Raw genomic sequence first — 5,435 nt, 5'->3', positions numbered from 1 at the left:
CAGATCGACCGCCCCGCCCAGCCGAGCCCGACGACGGCGGTCCTGATCACGGCGCTGCGGGGCCCGGCGCAGTCGCTCACGGTGCTCACTCCGCTGCCAGCACGTCGCCCACGAGGCGCGCGATGTCGTGCATCTGCTGCTCCGTGCCGAGGAGCGTGCGGTGGTGCAGCCACACGCAGTCGGCGCTGATCGCCTCGGTGTTCGGGCAGCGGCGCGCGATGTCCTCGACGCTCTCGTCCGGCGCGTTGGACTCCCAGAAGCCGTCGCAGCGGTAGATCGCCCGGAAGCCGGCGAAGGCGGGCACGCCCCGCTCGACCAGGGCGTCGACGACCCGGTTGCGGCGCTCCTCGGTGCTGCCGGGCACCCGGAACATCGCCATGTAGTGCGGGTTGCGGGTGACCCGCGGATCCCGCCCCTGCGGCACCACCCCGGGTATCTCGGCCAGCAGCCGGGACAGCACCGGCCAGCGCTCCTCGCGGGTGTCGATCTGCCCGCCGAGGCGGCTCAGCTGGCCGCGCAGCACGCTCGCGGAGAACTCGTTGAGCCGGAAGTTGGAGCCGCTGGTGCGGTGGTAGTACCGCCGGTCCGTACGGGGCCGGCCGCAGCTGTGCCGCAGGAACGCCGTCTCGTACTGCTCGGCGTCGCTGAACAGCGCCAGCCCGCCCTCGCCCGCGGTCATCAGCTTGCCGTTCTGGAAGCTGAACGCGGAGACCGAGCCCAGCTCGCCGACGCGCCGCCCCTCCCACTCGCCGCCGTGGGCGTGCGCCGCGTCCTGCAGCAGCGGCACCCCGCTGTCCGCGGACAGCTTCGCCAGCGCCTCCATGTCCGCGAAGTGGCCGGCCATGTGCACCGGCATGATCGCCTTCGTCCGCGGCGTGATCGCCGCCGCCACGGCGGCCGGGTCGATGCAGTACGTGGCGGGGTCCACGTCCACCGGGACGGCCACCGCGCCGAGCCGCTGGGCCGCCTGCGAGGACGAGATGAACGTGAAGGCGGGCACGATGACTTCGCTGCCCGGGCCGACGCCGAGCACCTGCAGTGTCAGCTCCAGCGCGTGTGTGCCGTTCGTCACCGCGAGCGCGTACTCGGCGCCGTGATATTCCGCGAACTCGCGCTCGAACGAATCGACTTCACTGCCGCCCATGCGCCACCATTGGCCCTGCTCCAGAGCGCGGATAAGCCCGGTGCGCTCTTCGTCACCGTACTGTGGCCAGGCGGGGAATTCCGGAACCGTCGGGGAAGTCGAGCTCATGGTTCTCCGCTCCAAGTCTCTCGGTGGATTCAACGGCAAGTTACTGTCTGGCCGCCGCACCCGTCATCCCCCTAGCGATCCCCCTCACTCCCCCTTGAGACCCGTTAATTGGCAAAGAATTACCGGCTGAGGCAACCGCTGCGATACCGTCCGCGGCATGAGTGAACTGCTGCTGCTCAACGGTCCGAACCTGGGAATTCTCGGCCGCCGGGAACCCGAGGTCTACGGAACCGACACGCTCGCCGACATCGCGGACGCCGTGGCCGACGAGGTTGCGGACCGCGGCTGGAAAGTCCTTTCCCACCAGTACGACTCGGAAGGTGAACTCGTACGCAGCATCCATGAGCACGACGACACCGTCGGCGCGATCGTGAATCCGGGCGCCCTCATGATTGCCGGCTGGAGTCTGCGCGACGCGCTCGCGAACTATCCGAGCCCCTGGATCGAGGTGCACATCTCCAACGTGTGGGCGCGCGAGGCGTTCCGGCACGAGTCGGTGCTCGCGCCGCTGGCCGCCGGGGTCATCGCGGGGCTCGGCACCACCGGCTACCGGCTGGCGGCCCGCGCCCTGCTCGCCGGGGCCGGGCGCTGAGGTGCTGCCCCGGCGACGACGTCCGGATCCGCCGCCCGGGGCAGGAGCGGTCGTCGCACGGGGCAGGTGGAACGGGGGCGACGGCGACAGGCACGTCGTCGCCCCTCAGGAGCGGGGCGGTGATCCCGTCGTTTACGGGGTGGCGGTGCTACCAGGACCGGCCGGCGGTCGCCGGATGCGGCCAGGTCGGCGGGGTCTCCTCCAGGAGTTTCGGGTCCTGTCTGAGGATCGCCGCCTCCATGCACTGCAGCGTCTGCGACGGGTCGAGACCGTGCAGTTCGACGAGTGCGCCGCGGGTCCGCCGGTAGACCGCGAGGGACTCGGACTGCCGGTCGCAGCGGTAGAGCGCCAGCATCAGCTGCCGGCACAGCCGCTCCCGGGCGGGTTCGACGCTCGCGACCTGGTCCAGCTCCTCGACGAGTTCGCGGTGCCGGCCGAGCAGCAGCCCGGCCTCGGCCCAGTCCTCGTACGCGGCCAGCCGCTCCTTCTCCAACTGCTGGAAAGCGGGCCAGCTGATGCCTTCCTCGGCGAGGTCGGCGAGTACGGAATCCCGCCAGAGGGCAAGTCCTTCGGCGAGCGTACGGGCTGCCTCTTCAGGCAGCCGTGCCCCTAATTCGGCGCGGCCCTGCGCGGCGTGGCGGCGGAATCGGGTGAGATCCACGGCCTCTGATTCGACGCGCAGCATGTAACCGTGGGACGAGGTGACGAGGTCGAACTCGGCGTGGGGGGAGTGGGACGTCGACATGATCCGACGTAGGCCGGCGACCGCGTTCTGTACCATTTTGCGCGAGGTGATGGGTGCATCGTCGCCCCAGATCGACTTTACGAAGCGACTGGTGGCGACGGTTTTGTTGGCGTTGAGAAGGAGCAGGCCCAGGGTGGCTCTCTGGTTCACGCCACTCAAGGGTACGAGGCGGTCGTCTATGAACACCTCTAGCGGACCTAAGACATTGAATCGCACATTCCCCCCTAAGAATGCGGATAATTTACATGTATGCGACACTCCAATGATCTATTGGCTGATGCTACCACACTGAACCATCCGGCTGTCTATCATTGGACATGAAATTTTCTGTGTCCTTATCAAGTTGCGGACGTCCGTAAATCCGGGGCGGAGGGGCGTGTTTCCGGTAATGTCCGCGCCTGTCGGTGCGGCCCCGCGGGGTGTGAGGGCGGCCGCTGGTAGACGGAGAGTAAGCAAGCGTCCTACGGGGAAGCGTCGAGGAGGCGTCGTCGCGAGGGGCCGTCGAAGTCGTGATTGCTTGCGAATCGAATGTTCTGTTCTGGATCATTTTGGTTACACTTCAACCATGACGACGACCACCACCGCGACGGACCTCAGCTTCCTTCTCTCCTGGGCGAGTCACTCGCTGGCAACCGAGATGACCGCCAACCTTGAGGAGGTGGGCGCGACGCCTCGGGTGCACTGCGTGCTGCGTCGGGCCCTGGAGGGCGAGTTCACTCAGAGTCACATCGCCGACTCGGTCGGACTGGACAGGACGACCATGGTGACGATCACCGACAAGCTCGAACGCGAGGGCCTCGCAGAACGTAAGCCGTCCCCAGCCGACCGCCGGGCATGCATCATCGAGGTCACGGAAAAGGGCAAGGAATTGCTATCCCGCTCTGACCAGGTCGTTTCGCGTACGCACCTGGACGTACTCGACGCGCTGCCGCCGGAGTTGCGGGACTCTTTCGTCGAGGGGCTGACCCGGCTCGTCGAGGGCCGGCTCGCGAAGTTCGTGGAGTGCGCCCAGCCGCCCCGGCGGCGCGCGTCCCGCTAGGCAGGCGAACGAGCCGGGGCGGATCGGCCCGCGCCCGGCTCCCCCGGCCCGCCGGCGGCTAGGCGCCGCCGCTCGCGGCGCCCCACGCCACCGGCAGCTCGCGCACACCGTAGAACGCCAGCTCGTCGTGCATCGGCACCTCGTCCGCAGCCACCGCGAGCCGCAGGTCGGGGAAGCGCCGCAGGAGCGCCGGGTAGGCGACGCGCATCTGGATGCGCGCCAGCTCCTGACCGAGGCACTGGTGTATCCCGTGGCCCAGCGACAAGTGGCTCCGCGCGCCCTGCCGCCTGAAGTCCAGCTCGTCCGGCCGCTCGAAGCGCTCCTCGTCGCGGTTCGCGGACGGCAGTGACAGCGTCACCGTCTCCCCGGCCCTGATCAGCGTGCCCTCCAGCTCCACGTCCTCCAACGCCGTGCGGGTGGGCCCCACGTGAATGATCGTCAGATAGCGCAGCAGCTCCTCCACCGCGTTGTCGATCAGCTCCGGCTCCGCCCGCAGGTCCGCCAGCTGAGCGGGGTTCTCCAGCAGCGCGAACGTCCCCAGCGACAGCATGTTCACGGTCAGGCCGTACCCCGCGAACAGCAGGTTGAGCGCGATCGTCGTCAGCTCCTCGTCGGTCAGCTCCCCGGACCGCACCAGGTTGCCCAGGAGATCGTCGGTCGGTGCCGAGCGCCTGGCGAGTACCAGCCCGTGCACGAACTCCTGGAGCGCGCCCAGGGCCGCCATCGTCTCCTCCGGCGTCGAGTCCATGCTCGCCACCGCCACCACGTGCGCCCTGGCCTGGAACTGCTCCCGGTCCTCGGCGGGCACGCCCAGCAGCTCGCAGATCACCAGCGACGGGACGGTCAGCGAGAACGTCCGCACGAAGTCGGCCCCCGGACCCGCCTCCTCCATCGCGTCCAACTGGTCCGCCACGATCTTCTCGATCCGCGGCGTGAGGTGCGCCAGCCGCCGGGCGGTGAACTCGCCCTGGAGCAGCTTGCGGTACCGCGTGTGCTCCGGTGGGTCCATCTCCGGGAACGACCCGGGGTCCGCCGGTGGCATCTCCCCGCTCACGAACGGGTGCGGGATGGGGAAGTGCTGCAACTCCCGCCGGGAGCTGAACCGCTGGTCGGCGAAGACCGCGCGGGCCGCCGCATGGCTCGTCACCAGCCAGCCCAGGTGCCCGTCGGGGTACGAGAAGCGGCTGAGGGGGCCCCGCTCGCGCAGCGCCTTGAGGTCGTCCGGAGGGTCGAAGCGGCTGCTGCGCTTCAGCGGCAGGGACTGCACAGGGGGAAGGACGTCGGTCATGGTCGGAACTCCTCGGTCGTCGGGGAAAGCGGTCGGCCTTCGGTGAGGGGGTCGGTCGGGGCGGTCGGTCCCCGTGGGTGCGTCGGTCGCCGGGGCGTCCGGGCGGGTCAGGCGGTGACCGGGTCGCGGGTGCCGCGGAGCCGCTCGTACGCCCCGGTCACCAGGGCGCCGGCCGCCGCGGGATCGGCGGCACCCCCGTACACGTAGAAGTCGGGCCGTATCAGCAGCGCCGCCGCGCCGGACTCGGCGAGGAACGGCAGGTACACGTCGTCCAGGTCCACGACCTCGCCGGCCCCCGCACGCTCCGCCGGGGTGCCCGCGGGGAGCACCCGCACCAGGTGCGCGCCCCACTCCCGCAGCCGGTCCCGGGCCGCCGCGTCCAGCAATCCGCCTGGCTCCCGGCCGCTGAGGAAGACGAAGCCGGTGCCGACGACGTCGTCGAACAACCCCGTCCGGCCCGCGCCCGCCACCCGCGCCTGCGGCGCGAGCGCCCCCGCCGGCCGCACCGGCTTCCCCTGC

Annotated in this window: 5 protein-coding genes and 1 pseudogene; 2 read left to right on the top strand and 4 right to left on the bottom strand. The window is 70.0% G+C overall.

The genetic code is table 11. The annotated features are described in order from the left end of the window. Nucleotides 1-85: 85 nt before the first annotated feature. The gene (locus tag H5J30_RS16145) at nt 86-1,252 is read right to left on the bottom strand and encodes a DegT/DnrJ/EryC1/StrS family aminotransferase (RefSeq protein WP_181788128.1); all 1,167 of its coding nucleotides are present in this window, start codon (nt 1,250-1,252) and stop codon (nt 86-88) included. A 157-nt stretch (nt 1,253-1,409) separates the two neighbouring features. Here H5J30_RS16145 and H5J30_RS16140 point away from each other — a divergent pair, with 157 nt between their 5' ends. Next, entirely contained in the window at nt 1,410-1,844 is a 435-nt protein-coding gene (locus tag H5J30_RS16140) for a type II 3-dehydroquinate dehydratase (protein ID WP_181788127.1), read from the top strand. A 148-nt stretch (nt 1,845-1,992) separates the two neighbouring features. On the opposite strand, the gene H5J30_RS16135 is transcribed toward H5J30_RS16140, so the two are convergent. Continuing rightward, a complete protein-coding gene (locus tag H5J30_RS16135) occupies nt 1,993-2,589 on the bottom strand; it encodes an AfsR/SARP family transcriptional regulator (protein WP_181788126.1) in 597 nt (198 codons plus the stop codon). A 565-nt stretch (nt 2,590-3,154) separates the two neighbouring features. Between H5J30_RS16135 and H5J30_RS16130 the strand changes: the two genes are divergently transcribed. After that, the gene (locus H5J30_RS16130) at nt 3,155-3,628 is read left to right on the top strand and encodes a MarR family winged helix-turn-helix transcriptional regulator (protein WP_181788125.1); all 474 of its coding nucleotides are present in this window, start codon (nt 3,155-3,157) and stop codon (nt 3,626-3,628) included. Nucleotides 3,629-3,686: 58 nt separating this feature from the next. On the opposite strand, the gene H5J30_RS16125 is transcribed toward H5J30_RS16130, so the two are convergent. Then, nucleotides 3,687-4,916, bottom strand: a complete 1,230-nt coding sequence (locus H5J30_RS16125) for a cytochrome P450 (protein ID WP_181788124.1) — start codon at nt 4,914-4,916, stop codon at nt 3,687-3,689. Nucleotides 4,917-5,023: 107 nt separating this feature from the next. Beyond that, a pseudogene (locus tag H5J30_RS16120) lies at nt 5,024-5,435 on the bottom strand (bifunctional 3-(3-hydroxy-phenyl)propionate/3-hydroxycinnamic acid hydroxylase MhpA); the annotation flags it as partial.

It is taken from the genome of Streptomyces phytophilus (assembly GCF_013870535.1).
GTDB lineage: Bacteria > Actinomycetota > Actinomycetes > Streptomycetales > Streptomycetaceae > Streptomyces > Streptomyces phytophilus.
Note: the sequence above shows the minus strand (reverse complement) of the source record. Positions and strands in the feature narration are given on the sequence as shown.